Annotated in this window: 18 protein-coding genes; 12 read left to right on the forward strand and 6 right to left on the reverse strand. The window is 66.9% G+C overall.

What is annotated here, in order from left to right:
- The first annotated feature begins 92 nt into the window (after positions 1-92).
- From NA10_RS23405 to NA10_RS23415, 3 genes are all read left to right on the forward strand, one after another.
- Positions 93-716 carry a superoxide dismutase gene (locus NA10_RS23405; protein WP_067571504.1) on the forward strand — a complete coding sequence of 208 codons (624 nt, stop codon included), beginning with the start codon at positions 93-95 and terminating at the stop codon, positions 714-716.
- A gap of 283 nt (positions 717-999) precedes the next feature.
- Positions 1000-1536: a peptidase gene (locus NA10_RS23410; protein ID WP_067571506.1), complete on the forward strand. Its 537-nt coding sequence runs from the start codon at positions 1000-1002 to the stop codon at positions 1534-1536.
- Between the two features lie 293 nt (positions 1537-1829).
- Positions 1830-2561 carry a TMEM165/GDT1 family protein gene (locus NA10_RS23415; protein WP_067571509.1) on the forward strand — a complete coding sequence of 244 codons (732 nt, stop codon included), beginning with the start codon at positions 1830-1832 and terminating at the stop codon, positions 2559-2561.
- Positions 2562-2565: 4 nt separating this feature from the next.
- Here the strand turns inward: NA10_RS23415 and NA10_RS23420 are convergent, their stop codons facing one another.
- Positions 2566-3213 carry a TetR/AcrR family transcriptional regulator gene (locus NA10_RS23420; RefSeq protein ID WP_067571513.1) on the reverse strand — a complete coding sequence of 216 codons (648 nt, stop codon included), beginning with the start codon at positions 3211-3213 and terminating at the stop codon, positions 2566-2568.
- Positions 3213-4067, reverse strand: coding sequence for an SDR family NAD(P)-dependent oxidoreductase (locus NA10_RS23425; protein ID WP_307188412.1), 855 nt, complete (start codon positions 4065-4067; stop codon positions 3213-3215). The genes NA10_RS23420 and NA10_RS23425 overlap by 1 nt, the downstream gene beginning before the upstream one ends.
- 421 nt (positions 4068-4488) lie before the next feature.
- Between NA10_RS23425 and NA10_RS23430 the strand changes: the two genes are divergently transcribed.
- Positions 4489-5256 (forward strand): SDR family NAD(P)-dependent oxidoreductase, encoded by a 768-nt coding sequence (locus NA10_RS23430; RefSeq protein WP_067571517.1) that lies wholly within the window; start codon positions 4489-4491, stop codon positions 5254-5256.
- Positions 5257-5581: 325 nt separating this feature from the next.
- Here NA10_RS23430 and NA10_RS23435 read toward each other — a convergent pair whose 3' ends face one another.
- The 3 genes from NA10_RS23435 to NA10_RS23445 form a co-directional block, all read right to left on the reverse strand.
- Positions 5582-5782, reverse strand: a complete 201-nt coding sequence (locus NA10_RS23435; RefSeq protein WP_033085228.1) for a cold-shock protein — start codon at positions 5780-5782, stop codon at positions 5582-5584.
- 316 nt (positions 5783-6098) lie between these two features.
- Positions 6099-8051, reverse strand: a complete 1953-nt coding sequence (htpG, locus tag NA10_RS23440) for a molecular chaperone HtpG (protein ID WP_067571519.1) — start codon at positions 8049-8051, stop codon at positions 6099-6101.
- The gene (locus NA10_RS23445; protein ID WP_084515155.1) at positions 8048-9727 is read right to left on the reverse strand and encodes a TM0106 family RecB-like putative nuclease; all 1680 of its coding nucleotides are present in this window, start codon (positions 9725-9727) and stop codon (positions 8048-8050) included. Before NA10_RS23445 ends, htpG begins: the two co-directional genes overlap by 4 nt.
- Positions 9728-9905: 178 nt before the next feature.
- On the opposite strand from NA10_RS23445, the gene NA10_RS23450 reads away from it, so the two are divergent.
- From NA10_RS23450 to NA10_RS23485, 8 genes are all read left to right on the forward strand, one after another.
- Positions 9906-10547, forward strand: a complete 642-nt coding sequence (locus NA10_RS23450) for a DUF6474 family protein (RefSeq protein ID WP_067571521.1) — start codon at positions 9906-9908, stop codon at positions 10545-10547.
- Between the two features lie 402 nt (positions 10548-10949).
- Positions 10950-11438 carry a hypothetical protein gene (locus NA10_RS23455; RefSeq protein ID WP_157556699.1) on the forward strand — a complete coding sequence of 163 codons (489 nt, stop codon included), beginning with the start codon at positions 10950-10952 and terminating at the stop codon, positions 11436-11438.
- Between the two features lie 43 nt (positions 11439-11481).
- Positions 11482-12129 carry a YcnI family copper-binding membrane protein gene (locus NA10_RS23460; RefSeq protein ID WP_067571525.1) on the forward strand — a complete coding sequence of 216 codons (648 nt, stop codon included), beginning with the start codon at positions 11482-11484 and terminating at the stop codon, positions 12127-12129.
- Positions 12126-12662 carry a copper resistance CopC family protein gene (locus tag NA10_RS23465; protein WP_067571527.1) on the forward strand — a complete coding sequence of 179 codons (537 nt, stop codon included), beginning with the start codon at positions 12126-12128 and terminating at the stop codon, positions 12660-12662. The genes NA10_RS23460 and NA10_RS23465 overlap by 4 nt, the downstream gene beginning before the upstream one ends.
- A complete protein-coding gene (locus tag NA10_RS23470; protein WP_067571529.1) occupies positions 12659-13627 on the forward strand; it encodes a CopD family protein in 969 nt (322 codons plus the stop codon). Before NA10_RS23465 ends, NA10_RS23470 begins: the two co-directional genes overlap by 4 nt.
- 78 nt (positions 13628-13705) lie before the next feature.
- Entirely contained in the window at positions 13706-14167 is a 462-nt protein-coding gene (locus NA10_RS23475) for an SRPBCC family protein (RefSeq protein ID WP_067571531.1), read from the forward strand.
- 71 nt (positions 14168-14238) lie between these two features.
- Positions 14239-14559: a DUF5313 family protein gene (locus NA10_RS23480; protein WP_307188413.1), complete on the forward strand. Its 321-nt coding sequence runs from the start codon at positions 14239-14241 to the stop codon at positions 14557-14559.
- 159 nt (positions 14560-14718) lie between these two features.
- Entirely contained in the window at positions 14719-15189 is a 471-nt protein-coding gene (locus NA10_RS23485; protein WP_067571533.1) for a DUF1707 SHOCT-like domain-containing protein, read from the forward strand.
- Between the two features lie 62 nt (positions 15190-15251).
- On the opposite strand, the gene NA10_RS23490 is transcribed toward NA10_RS23485, so the two are convergent.
- Positions 15252-17480, reverse strand: coding sequence for a serine/threonine-protein kinase (locus NA10_RS23490; protein ID WP_084515157.1), 2229 nt, complete (start codon positions 17478-17480; stop codon positions 15252-15254).
- Positions 17481-17642 lie beyond the last annotated feature (162 nt).

A 17642-nucleotide genomic window follows, 5' to 3' on the forward strand; every position in this document is an offset into this window, starting at 1 on the left:
GGTTGCATCGAAGCGGGTGTACGAATGATGGTTGGGTGCCCCTGGGCACAATTGCCGAGGGCGCACAGCCCCGACACTGAGGAAGGGACATCGTGGCTGAATACACGCTGCCAGATCTGGATTACGACTACAGCGCTCTGGAGCCGTTCATCTCCGGGCAGATCAACGAGATCCACCACACCAAGCACCACGCCGCCTACGTCGCCGGCGCCAACGCCGCGCTCGAGAAGCTGGAAGCCGCCCGCGAGGCCGGTGACCACGCCGCCATCTTCCTGAACGAGAAGAACCTGGCCTTCCACCTGGGTGGCCATGTGAACCACTCCATCTGGTGGAAGAGCCTGTCCAAGGACGGCGGCGACAAGCCGGTCGGCGATCTGGCCGCGGCCATTACCGACCAGTTCGGTTCGTTCGACAAGTTCGTCGCGCAGTTCTCCGCGGCCGCCAACGGCCTGCAGGGCTCGGGCTGGGCGTGGCTGGGCTACGACACCCTGGCCGGCAAGCTGCTCACCTTCCAGCTCACCGATCAGCAGGGCAATGTGCCGCTGGGCATCATCCCGCTGCTCGGCCTGGACATGTGGGAGCACGCCTTCTACCTGCAGTACAAGAACGTCAAGGCGGACTACGTCAAGGCGTTCTGGAACGTGGTCAACTGGGCCGAGGTGCAGGATCGCTTCACCCGTGCCACCACTCAGGGCAAGGGCCTGATCTTCGGCTGATGAGCCGGGATTCCGTTGGGGGCTGATCACCCCCACACCCCCGGGTGGCGGGGTATTCCGAGACCCGGGCGGGCAATGGGGACGCAGCCCCCGCGCCCACACGCACTTCGAGGCCCGCGAACCAGCCGGTTCGCGGGCCTTGCGCGTGACCGGACCAATGTCGGACGGGGTGTCCGAGTGCTGGCACTCTTTGGTACTTGTGTGCCAGACATGACCAGGTACAAACTCGGGTACTACTGAAATGGGCATAGCCGCCCCGATTCGTCACCTCGGGAGGCACACGATGAGCGAGCAGATCGGTGTGTTGCCGTTTCTCTCATCAGCGGAACAGGCGCGCGGATCCTTGCGCGGGTTCGTCATCTCCGGGCGCTGGCCCGACTCCACCAAGGAATGGGCACAGGTACTGGTACTCGCGGTGCGGGTGGCCAGCCTGCCGGGAATCCTGCCCACCACAACGGTATTCGGGGCGCGCGAGGAGCTGCCCGATGATCCGCAACCCGGTATGGTCGGGCTCGTCATCGCCGAGGGCACCGTACTGGGCGATGCCGCACTGCTGCCGGGGCAGTTTGCCGAACATGTGCCACCGGCGTTGATCATGTTGCATCCGCCGCGTGAGACCCGGCCGTCGCTGCCCGAATGCGCGGGCGCGGCCTCGGGTACCCTGCTGCTTCCGGGGCTGCCCCACCTGGGGTTGGAGCATCGGGCGGCCTGGGTGGAAACCGATGTCGACGGGGCCGTGACATCGATGGTCTCCCGGGTGGGGGTCGATCCGATCAGCGATCCCGACACCGCGGTTCTGGCTATGCTGCTGGCCGCGTAAGGGTTCCCGAAACTTCTCGGCAGCGCGCCCAAACTTATTGCGCGCATTGCGATTTCGGCCATATGTGTTTGCGGATGCCGGGTTTGCCGGAGTAGTGTCGCTCAGAGCGAAGGGGAGTAGCCCCCAATCATGTAGTCGACATACTGATCCTCCCGGATCCGGCTGCGTGAACCGGAATCATCCGGTGGGCGAGACCTTCGGCCATGACAGCCAAACCGATCACGGTGCGGATGCAGGCTGAAGCGCCCCCGCGAATTCAGTCGGCAGGCCGGAGAACCTGGGAGCCGAGAAACATGATCACCACGATATTGCTGAGCTTCGGCGCGCTCTTCCTCGCCGAACTGGGCGATAAATCGCAGCTGATGGCCCTGACCTTCGCACTGCGCTACCGCTGGTGGATCGTGCTCTCCGCCATCACCGTCGCCAGCATTCTGGTGAACCTCATCGCCGTCGGCGTCGGCCATTTCCTCGGCGCGGCGCTGCCCACCGATCTCATCTCGCTATTCGCCGCCGCCACCCTGATCGCGGTCGGCCTGTGGACACTGCGCGAGGTGCTGCCGGGCCGCACCGGCGAGGACGATGCCGAAGCCGCGGCCCCGCAGACCACATCGCGCTCGGCCTTCTTCGTGGTCCTGTCCGCGTTCCTGCTCGCCGAACTCGGCGACCGCACCATGTTCGCCACCATGGCCCTGGCCACCAAGAACGGCTGGGTCGCGGTCTGGATCGGTTCGGTCGCGGGCATGGTCGCCGCGGGCGGCCTGGCCATTCTCATCGGCGTGACCGTGGGCAAGCACATTCCCGAGCGCACCATCGCCACCGCATCGGGTCTGCTGTTCCTGTACTTCGGCGCGGTCACCCTGCTCGGCACGCTCGCCCCCGGCGTGGGGACGCTCGGCGCGGTCGCGCTCGGCGCGGTCCTGCCCGCGGCGGCCGGTGCGGTGCTACTGGTATTGCGCCGCAGGGCATTCGCGCGGACGCCGGAACGAGCCGTCGCGCCGGAGCAGCCCGAGTTCGAACTGCCCTGAGCGCCTAGGTCTCCGAGGTCTCACCGAAGAGGGCGCCGCTGCGGCGCACCAGGGCGACCAGCGGATCGCGCAGGGCGCGCAGGCCGTCGATATCGCCCACCGCAATACGATTGGTGACCATCGCCGACAACGCCGCCACCAGGGTCTGACAGGCGAAAAGCTGATCATCGGTATCGGCGCGCAGAATATCGGCGACCATGGCGACGAAGGTCTCCTGTAGATGCGTGCGCCGGATGATGGCCTCCGGGCCGACCGCGTACACCTCGACGAGAAACAGTCTGGCGTAGGCGGGTTCGGCGGCCAGCGCATCCAGGTACGCGCCCAGCACGCGTTCGATGCGTTCGGGCTGGGTCTCACCGTCGAACTCCGCGCCGGTGACGGCGATGATACCGGTGAGCATCAACTCCACGGCGCGCTCGTAGGCGGCCTCGAAACAGTCTTCCTTGGAACGGAATTGCTCATAGAAGGTTTCGCGTGAAACACCGGCGCGTTTGATGACCGCGGCGACGGGTGTTCCGACATAACCGTTTTCGGCCATCGCCTCGGCCATGGCCAGCAGGATGCGATCGCGCTGCGCGGCGATCACCGTCTCGCGCGGCAGACCGTGGCGGCCTCGGGGCAGCTGGCGGGCGGTGACTGCCGAATCGGCCATCAGGCGAGCTTCCTCATTCTGGGCGGGCGGGCAGGCTGCTCGGTGGTGAAGGCCACCGGCTCGGTCGTCGCCACGGCCAAAGCCGGTGCGACACCGTGCCGCAGAGCGTAGTCGACAACCCGCTGCCCCACCCCTCGGAAACTCAGCACCACTCCCACCCAGTACGGGGAGAAGACGCGGCGCGAACGGCGGGCCAGGGCGCGCTCCATGGCGTCGATGGCCGGGCCGAGCGGTGCGATTCCGGAGACGGTGCTGCGACCCAGAATGCTGCGCGCTGCGTCGGTGCCGAAACCCCGGCTGGTCATCTCGGTATCGAGTTCGGCGAAATAGGCCATGCCGACCTTCGCACCGGTATGGCGCAGTTCGATGCGCAGGGTGTCGCCGAGCGCCTCCAGCGCCGCCTTCGACGCGCTGTAGGCACCGGCCAGGGGTAGGTGGATGGCGGCGGCCAGCGACGACACCAACAGCACGTATCCGCCCGGATGCGCGATATGCGGGCCCGCCGCGCGGAGGGTGTAGTACGCGCCGAGCACATTGACGGTGAGCGTCTCCTCGAGCACCGTCGCATCACCGTCCAGCAGCGAAAGCTGGCGTGCGATACCGGCATTCACCACCACCGCGTCCAGACCCCCCAATTCCATGGTGAGCGAATTGACCACCCGCTGCACCTGCGCGGGATCACCGACATCGCAGTACCGCCACGGGGCCTCCCCGCAGTCGGCGGCCACCTCGGCCAGCAGCCCCTCCTCGATACCGAGCAGCGCCACCCGGGCACCCCGGGCATGCAACTGCCGGGCCAGCGCCGCCCCGATACCGCGCGCGGCACCGGTGACCAGAATGCGTTGCCCGCTCACTTGCCGGGCGGAGTGGAAAAGACCACGGCGCGAACGTCGGGCCGCGTGGGCGTTCATGACAGCAACCCTAGCACTCAACGAACACCCGTGTTCGCAAACTACCGAGCCGGCTTCCAAACCCCAAGCCAACCAAGCGGACCCGCCCGCAAAGTTCGCGGCCGTCCCGGTTCTGGACTGAGTGGAGCGGAGGAGCGAAGCGGAGGAGCGGAGGGAGGGAAGAACCGGGACTTCAGGGCCGCGAACCCCGCCCGGAGCGAAGCGGAGGGCAGAAAATACCGCCGCGAACCCCGCCCGCAGCGAAGCGAAGGGCAGAAAATACCGCCGCGAACCCCGCCCGCGGCGAAGCGGCGAGCGGAAATTACAGTGCTTGTTGACGGAGGGCCAGTGAGAGGGCGCTCCACGTTCGAGAGGACCAATCACCGTGGAGATTTCCGGCTCCGCCGCCATCGTCACCGGAGGTGCTTCCGGCCTCGGTGCGGCCACCGCCAAGCGCCTCGCCGATGCCGGCGCCACCGTGTTCGGCCTGGACCTGGCCCAGTCGATCGAGCGCGCGGGCGACAGCGTCCCGGCCGGTGTCACCCTGATCCCGACCGACGTCACCAGCGGTGACGAGGTGGCCGCCGCGGTCGCCAAGGTCGTGGAATCCGGTGTGCCGCTGCGTATTGTCGTCAACTGCGCCGGTGTGGGCTGGGCGGGACGCATCCTGTCCAAGAACGGCCCGCACGATCTGGAGCTGTTCCGCACCGTCATCACCGTGAACCTGCTCGGCTCGTTCAATGTGATGCGCCTGGCCGCCGACGCCATCGCCAAGACCGAACCGGTCGACGAGTACGGCCAGCGCGGCGTCATCATCAACACCGCCTCGGTGGCGGCGTTCGAGGGGCAGATCGGGCAGATCGCCTACTCCGCCTCCAAGGGCGGCGTCGCCGGTATGACCATTCCGGCCGCGCGTGACCTGGCGCAGTTCGGCATTCGGGTCAACACCATCGCCCCCGGCATCATCGACACCCCGATGCTCGCCGGTGTCACCGAGGAGTACCGCAAGGGCCTCGAGGCCGGTGTGCCTTTCCCGTCCCGCCTGGGCCGCCCGGACGAGTACGCGCAGCTGGCGCAGTACATCACCGAGCACGACTACCTGAACGGTGAGACCATCCGCATGGACGGCGCACTGCGCATGGCGCCCCGTTAAATTTCACCTCGCCTGAGATGGGAGGGGAATGGGGGCTTCGCCCCCAAACCCCATTCGGGGCTCCGCCCCGAAACCCGAATACGGCACAAGGCCCGCACCGAAGATGGTGCGGGCCTTGCTCTTTGCCGCGATAGCGACAACTGATTTCGTGAGGATCGGGGTAACTCCCGAGGGACCCCCGAAATCCGTTGCGCCCTGGCCGGTCCTACGCGTTCGCGACTGCAGACGGCACTCAGCCGTGCGCTGAAGTCGCGAAGAGGCGGGACAGGCCTTGTTATTTCACGAGGTCGGCGGACGCGGAGGCTTCAGCACCCTGCCGGAAATCTCAGTGGGGGCGGACGGCCGCGGCCTGCGGACCCTTCTTGCCCTCGGTGATTTCGAAGCTCACGGCCTGGCCCTCTTCGAGCTGGCGGTAGCCGTTGCCTTCGATTTCAGAGTAGTGAACGAACACATCGGGGCCGTCCTCGCGGGCGATGAAGCCGTAGCCCTTCTCCGCGTTGAACCACTTGACGGTGCCCTGAACCATAACTTTCTCCTGCTGGATGCTGCATCGGCCGCCGCGGTCACGGCGACCGGGTCGAATCAGAAGGCGGCTTGCAACTTGGCTGGCAAGAGAAGCGCCCGCACGATGTTCAGCGCGAGCATGTAATACACGAACACGAAAAACTTACGACCAAGACGTACAACGTACGCGCCGGAGGGGAGTTCCCGAAATCATCGGATCATTGCGAGCGTCACATTTCACCGATGCTGGGTATGACCGAATGCCGCTATCGAACAATCGTGCCCCCTAACAATCGTGCCCCCTGTGGATTCCACAGGGGGCACGAGAGATCAGCGGGTCAGAGTGATCTGGTGAGACGATCCGCGAGGACCCGGGCGAAGCGGGCCGGATCCTTGAGTTCGCCGCCCTCGGCGAGAACCGCTGTGCCGTAGAGCAGTTCGGCGGTCTCGGTGAGATCGGCGGGCTTGTCGGCGTCGTCCTTGACCTTCGCGAACGCGTCCCGCAGACCGGTCACCAACGGGTGGGCCGGGTTGAGTTCGAGGATGCGCTTGCTGTCCGGGAGCAGCTGACCGGAGGCGCGGTACATGCGCTCCAGCAGCGGTGTGAAATCGAACACATCACCCACGATGCAGGCGGGCGAGGTGGTGAGGCGGGAGGTCAGGCGGACCTCCTTCACATTCTCTTCCAGCGTGGTCTGCAACCAGCCGAGCAGATCGGCGAAGTCCTTGTCCTGCTGCTCGCGCAGCGCCTCGGACTCCTTCTTCTCGTCCTCGGACTCCAGATCCACCTCACCCTTGGCGATGGATTGCAGTGGCTGCCCGGCGAATTCGGGAACCGAACCCACCCACATCTCGTCGACCGGATCGGTCAGGATCAGCACCTCGAGGCCCTTGGCCTTGAACGCCTCGATATGCGGGGAGTTCTCGATCTGCTCGCGGGACTCGCCGGTCATGTAGTAGATCGCCTGCTGGGTCTCCGGCATGCGCTCCACATATTGGGCGAGGGTGGTGAGCTCCTCGCTCGAATGCGTGGACGCGAAAGACGAAACGCCCAGGATGGTTTCGCGATTGTCCGAATCGGAGAGCATGCCCTCCTTGAGAACTCGGCCGAACTCGCGCCAGAAGGTCTGGTACTTGGTCTGGTCCTCGGCCTTCTGCATATCCTTGACCGTGGACAGCACCTTCTTGACCAGGCGCTTCTGAATCATCCGGATCTGCCGGTCCTGCTGCAGGATCTCCCGGGAGACATTCAGCGACAGATCCTGCGCGTCCACCACGCCCTTGACGAAGCGCAGGTACTCCGGCATCAGCTCTTCGCAGTTGTCCATGATGAACACCCGCCGGACATACAGCTGCACGCCGCGCTTGTGCTCACGGGTGAACAGGTCGAACGGCGCGGTCGAGGGCAGGAACAGCAGCGCCTGATACTCGAAGGTGCCCTCCGCCTTCATCGGAATGATCTCCAGCGGATCATCCCAGGCGTGCGAGACGTGCTTGTAGAACTCCTTGTACTCCTCATCGGAGACCTCGCCGCGCGGGCGGGTCCACAGTGCCTTCTGGGAGTTCAGGGTCTGGGTTTCGGTGCGGGTCTTCTCGGTCTTGTCCTCGCCCTCACCCTCGGTGACGGTGCGCTCGACATCCATCCGGATGGGCCAGGCGATGAAGTCCGAGTACTTCTTCACGATTTCGCGGAGCTTCCACTCCATCGTGTAGTCGAAGAGGTGGTCCTCATCGTCGGCGGGCTTCAAATGCAGCGAGACGGCGGTGCCCTGCGGGGCGTCGTCCAGCTCCTCGATGGTGTACGTGGAGCTGCCCGCGGCGGATTCCCAACGGGTGCCGGTGGTTTCGCCCGCCTTGCGGGTGGTCAGGGTGACCTTGTCCGCGACCATGAAGGTCGAGTAGAAGCCGATGCCGAACTGGCCGATCAGCTCCTCGGCGGCGGCATCGGACTTGGTCTCGAGCAGCTGTTTGCGCAGGGTGGCGGTGCCGGATTTGGCGAGCGTGCCGATCAGATCCACGACCTCGGCACGGGACATGCCGATACCGTTGTCGCGGACGGTGAGCACGCGGGCCTCGCGATCCACCGACAGTTCGATATGCAGGTCCGAGGTGTCGGCCTGCAAATCCTTGTCGCGGAACGACTCCAGGCGCAGCTTGTCCAGCGCGTCCGAGGCATTCGAGATCAGTTCCCGCAGGAAGGTGTCTTTGTTCGAATAGACCGAGTGAATCATCAGCTCCAGGAGCTGATGGGTCTCGGCCTGAAACTCCAGGTGTTCGACGTGTTCGGTCACGACGCGATATTACGTCCCGTGAAATCCGCGATCGCGGGAACCTCGATATCGGCCCGCTGGGTCATCCAGTCACGCAACACCTTCGTCGCCTGCACATCGTCCTCGTTGTACTCCAGGATGCGGGTGCGCTGCGACATATCGGGCTCGCCGCCCTCGTAGGCGACGGCCAGGCGGTACCAGCTCATGGACGCCTCACCACCGGCTTCGGGATCCCGCCAGGAGAAACCGGCGACCGGGGCGATCTTCTTGAGGCCCTTGCCGTTCGGGCAGATGAACTGCTCCGAGACGGCCTGGAACATATCCACCCACTGCGGACTGTCCACGAACTTCTGGATCTCGCGCTCGGTCGGGATGCCGGGCATGCCCGCGAAGCGGCGCGCCGACTCGTACAGCCACTTGTCCTCGGCGGTGCGCGAATAGCAGTAGGCGGCAAAGGTTTTGCCCGCCGCGGCGGCGTCGGCGCGGACCCGCATCAGCCAGGCCCAGAATTCGGCGAAGGAGCGGCCCTCATCCTCGGTGGGCAGCGGATCCCAGGTGACGAAGGGGCGGTAGACGCCGTCCAGCAGGGTGCCCCACAGGTAGGCGCCGTGCTCCTGATAGCTCTCCAGGTCCACATCCACCTCGACGTCGGCGCGGGTCACCCGCACCTGGTCGACGCGGCGCACCAGGGGGGCGCCGGTGGCCCAGGCCCGGGCTGTCACAACGGTTTCGGTGAATAGCTCGAAATGCCAGTCGTCCGGTTCGTCACCGGTCCAGGCGGCCAGATCGTCGATGGTGTCGACGCCGTGCCGACGCAGCACCTCGGCGCGGGCGCCGGGGGCGACCAGGCTCACATCGCGATGGTCGGCGAGCCACTGCGCACAGCTGAGACCGCCCTCCTCGGGAGCGCGGGACCACCACGGGCACTGGCGGCATTCGGGGACCTTGGACGGGACCGTGGGTAGTTCACCGCGGACCACCGCGATGCGGTCGGCATAGCGGCGGTCGTAGTCGTCCAGGATCGGGCCCAGATCGTGAATCAGGATGCGGTCGAAGGCATATCCGATCGCACCGCCCACCAGGGCGGGGCTGGCGTAGCCGTGCCGCTGCAGCATGCGGTACAGGTGCGCCAGGCGTTGCTGATCGCGCGGCTGCGGGCGGGTGCGGACATAGCGGTCCGGTTTGGGGGTCCAGGCGTAGAGGCCGCTGGTCATCGGATGGAAGTCGGCCGGATCCGGTTGCCGCGGATCGGTCACCTTGTGATTGACCACCACGATCGGGATGTAACCGCCGCGATCGGGGTCACGCCAGAGGATTTCGCAGCCGCCGCGGCGGCCGGTATCGGACTCCTGCGGTAGCAGACCGCCCCAGATGCGGTCCGCACCCGCTTCCATGGCGGCCATGGTCGCCTCGGCGCGGCGGCCCGCCGGCTGGGCGGGATCGATGACGGTCCAGCGGGCCGGATCGCCGCCGACCAGGGTGTCTCGCACGGTGATCCGATGCGCGGCGGCGGCCTCGCGTCGCTGTTGCACGCCGGCGTCCTCGGCGACTCCGGTCAGCACCCGGGGGTGTGTGGAGTCCAGGAGCAGCCGGTGGCGGCAGCCGATCAAGGCCCGCGCGTCTAGGAACGCGGCCCGCTCGCCATGGTCACCGATGCCCGAATACACGCCTAGCAGTATGGCCTCAACCGCCGACATTGCCCGCTTCGCGTCCCTCGGCGCGCAGAGGAGAGCGGGAATGCGGGGCTTTGGGCATGGTGCTCGCGGTGTGGGATCGGGAACCGATAGGGTGACGGTCGAACTGTGTTTCATGGGCGGACAGGCAATTCCCCCGGCCCTGTGCTGCCATGGCGAACCAGCATGACGGAGGCCATCTATGGGGTTGTTCACCAAGCGCAAGAAGAAGGTCAGTCGGCGGGCCGAGGCCAAGGCGTTGAAGCATAAGGCCGCTATGGAGGCCAAGCTGGGCGCCAAGAACGAGCGTAAGAAGCATCGTGGTGAGGCGCGCACCCAGAAGAAGGTCGCGCAGGCCGAGATCGCCAAATTGCAGGCCGAGGAGAAGGCCGCGCTGAAGTTGGCGGCCAAGGCCGAGCGGGATCCGTTCAGCGTGGCCTCGGTGCGCAAGTACCTGGGTGTGGCGCGGATTCTGGTGCCGGTGCTCGCGCCGCTCGCCTATCGGGGCGCGACCATGCTGCGGGCGCAGTTGGATACCCGGCGGGCACAGCAGTTGGGTGTGGGCGTGAACCAGCTCGGCGAATTCGCCGGGCCCGGTGCGAAATTGCAGGCGCGACTGGCGAATGTGGAGTCCACACTCGCCGATCTGGAGCGCAAGAATCCCAAGGACGGCGAAACCGCCAAGTTCACCGCCGCCACCCGCGACCGGCTGGAATCGCTGTCCGCGGCCATTCGCACCGCCTCGCAGATGCCGGTGCAGCGCCGGCGCGCCGTGCACGCCTCCATTTCCAACGAGCTCTCCGGTATCGAAGCCGATGTGCTCGCACGCCTCGGCGTGAACTGAGCAGCGTCCCGTGCCGAGCTCGAAATGACCAGGCCGCCCCGGCATTCCGGCGCGCCTTCGGCCGGGATGCGACGAAAACCGCTGGAGTACAGCGGGTGTGGATCCCGGCCACAAGCACGCCGGGGTGGCAGTGGGCGGTCGCGCCAGGATGACGGTGGGCGGTCGCGCCAGGGTGACAGTGGGCGGTCGCGCCAGGATGACGGTGGGCGGTCGCGCCAGGGTGACAGTGGGCGGTCGCGCCAGGATGGCAGTGGGCGGTCGCGCCAGGGTGACAGTGGGCGGTCGCGCCAGGATGACGGTGGGCAGTCGCGCCAGGATGGCAGTGGGCGGTCGCGCCAGGATGGCAGTGGGCGGTCGCGCCAGGATGACGGTGGGCGGTCGCGACGGGATGACGGTGGGCGGTTGCGCGGGGCGCTGGCGGCTGTCGCCATGGCGGTGCTCGCCGTGGGCGCGCACGGTGTCGCGGGTGGCGGTTATCCGGATTCGGCGGGGCTGACCCTGCTGCTGGTCGCCACCGCGGCCATCGGGGCGATCACGGCGGTATCGCACTCGCCCCTCGTACTGCCTGTTCTCATGGCGCTGGGTCAGCCGGTCTGCCACGTCGCCCTGAGCGGCATGGCGCACTCCGGACACGTCTCAGCGGCAGGCGATTTCGTGAACGACGGCGTCATGGCCGCGGCGCATGCCGGGGCCGCCGTACTGTTCGCGGTGCTGATTCTGATCGCCGAACGCCTGTATCTGCTTGTGTCCCAGGCGGTTCGGGCGGTGCTCACCCGCCCCGCGGTACGGGTCGTGCGGCGGATCGGACGCTGGGCCGCCATCGCGGCCGAGGTCGAACAGCGGTTGACGCTGGGCGCGAAGGGTTCTCGGGCGCCACCGGTCACGGTGTGATTCGCGAAATCCGTAACCCTTTGCCAGAAGAGGCCATTCACCCATGCACATCTCCCCCTCCCGCGCGTTCGGCGCGGTCGCGGCGGCCGCCACCCTGACGCTGTTCGGCACGGGCATCGCGTCCGCGCACGTCACCGTCGACGCGCCCGGCGCGTCCCAGGGCGGCTACGCGGTCGCCACCTTCAAGGTGCCCACCGAATCCGATACCGCATCCACCACCAAAGTCAGTGTCGCGCTGCCGAATTTGAAGAGCGCGCGCACCGAACCCCTGCCGGGCTGGTCGTCCAAGGTCGACAAGAACGACAAGGGCGAGGCCGTCACCGTCACCTGGACCGCCGATCCCGGCAATGCCGGGGTGGCGCCCGGTCAGTTCCAGCGCTTCGTCCTCTCGGTCGCGCTGCCCAAACAGGAGAAGGTCACCTTCCCCGCCGCCCAGACCTACAGCGACGGCAAGGTCGTGGTCTGGGATCAGCAGGACAATTCCGATGGCAGCGAGCCGGAGCACCCCGCCCCGGCCCTGACCCTGGCGGCCGGTGGCGGCGATGACGATCACGCCGCGACCACCACCGAGGCCAAGGCGAGCAAGGACACCGACGACACCGCCCGCTGGCTCGGCGGTATCGGCTTGGTGCTCGGCGCCCTCGGTGCGGCCCTGGGTCTGGGCAGCGTGCTGCGGAGCCGGAAGTCATGAGCCGCAAGCTCTTCGCCGGTATCCTGACCGGCCTGTTCATCACCGGTTTCGCCCTGCTGGGCGGCGGTGTGGCCAATGCGCATTCGGCCGCCATCGGCTCCAGCCCGGAGAACGGCGCGCAGATCGAGGTCTCCCCCGCGCGCGCCAGCGTCACCTTCAACGAGGATCTACAGGCCGGCTATCCGTCCATGACGGTCACCGGTCCGGACGGCAACCTCTGGTCCAAGGGCCAGCCCAAGGTGGAGGGCCCGACCGTCAGCATCGAGGTCGGCGAACTGGGTCCGGTCGGCGCTTACAAGATCGCGTACCGGGTCACCTCCGCGGATGGCCATCCGGTCAGCGGCACCCGCACCTTCACCCTCACCAAGGCGGGCACCGGAACTCCCGGTCCCAAGGCCGACTCCTCGGCCAAATCGGGTGGCTCCGGCGACGGCGGCGTCCCGCTCTGGGTGTTCGTCGCGGGCGCGGTGGTGCTGTTCGGCGGCGGGCTCGCCTTCGCACTGCTGGGCGGGCGGGGCAAGCAGCGCAAGTGAGCCGGTCCGACCGCACCGATCGTCGCCGTGAGCGGGGCACGACCGGCGGCAGCAGCTCATCCAGATGGCTACTGCTGCTGGTCGTTCCGCTCGGCTCGGGCGGTGCGGCACTGGCCTGGGCACTGGCCGCGAGCGATCCCGTCCAGGCGGAGGCGTGGGTGCGGGCGCTCGCGGACCTGGCGGGCGCGACCGTGCTCGGATCCGCCGCGCTGCCCAGGCTTTCCGAGCGGCTGGCCCCACCGTGGCAACTGCTCACCATTGTCGCCGGGATCTGGGCGGTGCTGGAGTTCGCCATGCTCGCCCTGGAAGCCTCCGAGGTACAGGGGATTCCGCTCGCGAAGCTGGGGGCCGGACAGTTCGGCGATTACCTCACCACGGTGAGCGGCGGTCAGATCGGTATCGCACTGCTCATCGGCAGCGGCGCGGTCGCGATCTACAGCGCCTTCGGTTTCCGCAATCCGGATCGGGTGACGGCGGATCTGGTGCTGGTGTTCACCGCGGTCACCCTCGCGCTACGCCCGATCACCGGGCATATGTCGCAGCAGATGTTCGGTTCGGTGCTGGGCGCGGTACACGCCCTGGCCGCCTCGGCCTGGTTCGGGGTGCTGCTGGCGCTGGCGCTGACCGTCCGCACCCGCGGTGAATGGGCGGTGCTGCTCCCCCGCTATTCGCGCTGGGCGCTGCCGCTGGCCGCGATCGTGACGGTCACCGGAATTGTGAACGGTCTGGTTAGGGTCGGCGGTCTCACCGAATTCGTCAGCACCGGATACGGCCGCATTCTGCTCGCGAAGACCGTGATCCTCATCGCTCTGCTGGCCATGGGCTGGTGGTGGCGGCGCAGTTGGGTGCCGCTGGCCACCGATCATCGAATGGACGCGGAATCCTCTTTGCGCCGTGCGATTGTCGAAGTCCTGCTGATGTCGGTGGTATTCGGTGTAGCCGGGACGCTGGCGGTCACCGCGTAGGAATTGGCCCACCGTCGCCAATTGTGGCGCTCACCTCATGATCTGCGCATGGAATTGGAACCCGTTACTGTCGTGCGCATGACCGAAGTCAAGATCGTCGCGGATTGCGCCGCCTCGGCCGAATCGGCCTTCGCCTATGTCAACGATTACCGGCATCTGCCGAAATTCATCAATGAGATCACCGATTTCGAACCGCTCACCGCGCAGACCGAAGGCGTCGACGCCACCTTCGACGGCACCATCGGACTCGGCCCGGTGAAACTGCACTCCACCATCAAGATCGTGCGGCACGAACCCGGCTACGCCATCGGCGTGCGGTCCATCAAGGGCTTCGAGATCGAATCCACCTTCCTCTTCCACGACAAGGGCGAGGAATCCTGCACCATCGACGCGATCGTCGACTATCGGGTGCCCGGCGGCATCGCCGGAAAACTACTCGGCAAGACCATCGAACCGTTCGTGAAACTCGCCGTGAAGAGCTCCACGCACAACCTGGTGACCCAGGTCGCCGCATTCCACACCGAACGCACCAGCGCCTGAGACCGCCGGGGTCGTCAGCGCCGCCGGCCCCCGACATTGTTCCGGCCGATCCCCGCGGAAATGCTGGGCATATGCCCGAACGCACCACACCGGCCCTCGCGCAGCGCATCGGCTATATCTGCGGCCGCACCCTGCCGTCGATGTCGGAGTGGGTGCGCGATGACCTCATCGGTCCCGGCGCCACCCGCCGCTATCTGCTGCGCATTCTCGTGCCGATCATTCCGGTGCTCTGTCTGTTCCTGCTGATTCCCGGTCCGCTCCGGATGGGATTGGCCATGATGGCGCTGCTGTATCCGCCGCTCATCTACTTCACCGTCGCCCTCACCTATGTGTTCCGGCGCAATAAAACTCATCAGGCACGGATTCGATCCGGCACTCGCCGACACCGATAAGCGCGCCCGCGACGCCGCCGATCGGCACGCCTACGAGCAGCGGCGCGGCCGAGCCTGAGCATTCGCTGTGGTTCCGGTCTCGATTGCGGTCCACTCGACCGGCATCGGCATACGCTCGTCGAGAAGACCTGTACCGCTTCGGGTTCGATGGAGAACCGCATGCAACCGCACTGGAATCCCGCACATCTGCGAGCGAGCGATGCCGACCGGGAACGCGTGATCGAGGGCCTCAATCAGTGTTTCCGCGACGGCCGCATCACTGCCGACGAACTCTCCGAGCGAATAGGGTTGACCTTCAACGCCCGCACCTTCGCCGACCTCGACGCCGTATTGCAGGGGCTGCCCGTGGTGCGACCCATGCCGCCCGTGCCCGGTATGCCGACGGTGCCCGCGAACGCGCCGATGTTCTATCGGCAGCACAGGCAAACGCAGTGGAATGGCATGGGGCTCACCGCATTCGTGCTCGGCGTCTTCGGATTCATCTGCGGCATCACCGCGATTCCGGCCGTCGCGCTCGGTGCGGCCGCGCTCGCCATCGATCCCAAACGCGAGGACAAGGGCTTCGCCATCGCCGGGTTGGCGGCGGGCGGGGCCTGGCTGCTGCTGTTCGCCTCGCTGTGGCTCACCTGAGGCTGTGGCTCACCTGAGGCTGTGACTCACCCGAAGGCCGTGACTCACCCGAAGGCCGTGGCTCACCGGAAATCGGAGCGAATGGAGATGGCGCGTTCGAACGCGCGCAGATCCGCCTCCAACTGCCGGAAAAGCCAATAGTCGCCGAGGAATCCGAGCACACCGGCCAGGCACAGCCATTTGATCGGGCCGATGGCCAGGGATACCTCGTGCGGGGTCAGGAACAGCAGACTGGTGACCACGCCGATCAGTGGAATCGCCACGGCCACCGCCAGATAGCGGGTGCAGCGGCGGCCCAGTGCGCGCAGGGCGGCCTCATCACCGGCGGTCTCACCGTGCGTGAGCAGGCGCGGATAGAACCCGCGCACCACGAAGAAGGTCACCAGGAAGAACGGGTACGCGACCGCCACCGCACCCGAAACCAGCAGTGTCGCGGTCAGATTCACCAGCCTGCCCATCGACAGGTCGGTGTAGACCAGCAGCGAGATCATCGCCACGATCGCCGAGACCACCCACCACAGGAAGGCCAGCAGCGCCACCCGGTCACCGGCGATGAGGGTGTCGCGGCGTGCCCGCCCCAGCGTCTCGGAATCGTAGCTGCGGCCCTTGCGCAGCCCGCGCCACACCAGGAAGGCCCGGCGGCACAGGTAATTCGTGACGACGATGGCCGCGGGCGTGCTGAACAGTGCCAGCCCCGCGCCCACCGCCTGTAGGTGCCGCCGTTCGGTCTCGGTGAACCAGATATCCCAGAGCGGCCCGTTGTGCAGATTCGCGTACAGCATGCCGAGGAAGTCGCCCAGGAAACTCGCGGCCGTCACCAACAGCACCAGGGACCACGGTCCGACCCTGGCGCGCAGGCTGTTTCGCGGCGGGTCCACCAGATCGCGGGCGCGGTGGTCCAGGCACAGATCCAATTGCTGCGCCAGCGCCGCACCATCGGACCAGCGGTCATTGCGGTGCGGGGCAAGACATTTCAGCAGGACGCGGCGCAGGGTCGGCGGACAGTCCGGCGGCAACTGCTCCAGAAAGCGCGGATCGATCTCGCGCTGACGGATGCGCAGCATGCGTTCGAGGGAGGATTCCGAATCGCCCGCGCGGGTCTCGTCGTCGAAGGGCCGCTGTCCGGTGAGCAGCTCCCACAGCACCACGCCGAGCGCGAAGATATCGCTGCGGCCGTCCAATTCCTCGGCGGTATCCGGCAATTGCGGGTGGCAGGCGGACAATTGCTCCGGTGACATATAGGCCAGCGAACCGCCGAAGTACGCCAGCGGACTGGTGCCCGCCACGTGCAGGCTGAAACTGATATTGAAATCGGCCAGTTTGGGGATGCCGTCCGCGGTGAGCAGGACATTGGCGGGCTTGATATCGCGGTGCAGCACCCCGTTCTCCGCCGAATAGTCCAGGGCGCGGGCCAGGCGACTGCCCAGCCAGGCGACCGTCTCCGGCCAGGTCTGCGCGGCGATGGCGGTGCGGGTGGCGGATTCACTCGGGACCAGACCGCCCTTGTCCCGCATGGCCGAATCGACGGCCTCCAGCAGCAGACCGCCGTCGCGCTGCTCGACCGGGCGCGCCCGCACCAGGCTCAGCACCTTCGACAGCGTGCCGCCCGGCAGGTACTGCATGTACATGAGCTTGAGTTCGCGCTCATCCATCAACCGCTGGTCGAAGACGCGCACGATGTTCTCGTGATCCAGCTGGGCGAGGGTCTCGGATTCGGTGCCGTGATTCTGCGAGACCTTCACCGCGACCAGACGCTGCATGGAGCGCTGCCGGGCCAGGAAGACCCGGGCGAAGGCGCCCGCGCCCAATTCGACGAGCAGGTCGAAATCGTCCACCCGATCCCCCACCTCGATACCGTCCAGGGCCGCGCGGGCACGCGGGCGGGCGATCAGGGTGCTGCGATAGTCGCGTTCCCCCCAGGCGGCCTCGGTGGGTGCGGCCTCGGTCGGAAAACCGCTCTCGTCGATACCGCGGCCCGAGCGCCGCAGGGCGTGGAACTCCTCGTAGGCCAGGTCGGGCGGCAACGGGCCGGAGCGCAGTTCATCGAATTCCAGGCGGTATTCGGCCAGGCGTTTGGGAAAGTCGTACCGGATCCAGCGGTATTCCAGATCCACCTTGATCAGCTCGATCAGGCACAATCGCCGGAATTGCGCGTCCTCCGGCAGGAATTCGCGCAGGGCGGGCGGGCTGCCCGCCGCCTCCCATACGGCCGCGAAGCGCGCCGCGACCGCTGTCAGCAGCGAGCGGGTCTCGCCGACAGCGTCCGACTCGATCGCAGACTCCAACCTCATGCCCTCCGCACGACCCATGACAACCTGTCCTCCCCGGGTGGATGCCACTTGGATTCAGTATGCGCCCGTGAGTCGGCACGGACGTACCCAATTACCCGCATGGAACAGCGCTGACGAGGCCGTGCGGGCACCGCGGGGGCGGACAGGGCGCGCCGCCGGGCA

It is taken from the genome of Nocardia acidivorans NBRC 108247 (assembly GCF_001625085.1).
GTDB lineage: Bacteria > Actinomycetota > Actinomycetes > Mycobacteriales > Mycobacteriaceae > Nocardia > Nocardia acidivorans.